Source organism: Cupriavidus sp. 01L45, from assembly GCF_056399885.1.
Genome location: NZ_JBFTSG010000169.1, coordinates 1 through 584, shown reverse-complemented (window position 1 = coordinate 584; position 584 = coordinate 1). Strand labels below are relative to the sequence as shown.

Sequence of the window (584 nt, the reverse complement as noted above, 5' to 3'; positions counted from 1 at the left end):
AGACCTCGCCGGCCAGGCGGCATTTCGTGACCGGCTCGCGGACGCGGCACGGCGCGCCGGTGCGACTGCAACAGCTACCGCTGCTACGCCGGCGCTTCACCAAATGCCTGAACTCGCTGGCTTTCGGTTGACCATTAGCGATGAAACGGCGGTCTCATACGTCTTCGATTCCGGACTGCTGATAGATGGGCTGTCTGAAAGCAGGCAGTCGATCTGGACGCCGACTGCTGGCCCGGACATCGGCACCCTATGCCCCACACTCTCCGCCTTTGTGCGTAGCTGGATCGACGATGACGGCAGCATGCGCTTCGCCCTGCGGTACGAAGAGCCGGTATTTGAGCCGCAACCCGGGTGCATGCTAATTCATGGCATGCGGCGCGAGGTCGCCGTTGCTGGCGCAGGCGCCGTGCTGGCAAGGCTAATGCGCGCCATGGACGGCGAGCGCAATGTCGCGCATCTCCTTGACCAGCTTCCCCTTTCCGACCGCCGCGTTGGGGACGCCCTGTTGCGCGCGTTGGGCGACGCTGGCGTGATCGACCTCTCGGGCAGGGCCGCAGGCCGGCTACTGCACACCTTGACGAAGA

General features: G+C 64.9%; 1 pseudogene. It reads left to right on the top strand.

From position 1 onward, the window contains the following. Positions 1 to 103 precede the first annotated feature (103 nt). Positions 104 to 584, top strand: a pseudogene (locus tag AC1DT6_RS40565) (SagB family peptide dehydrogenase); the annotation flags it as partial.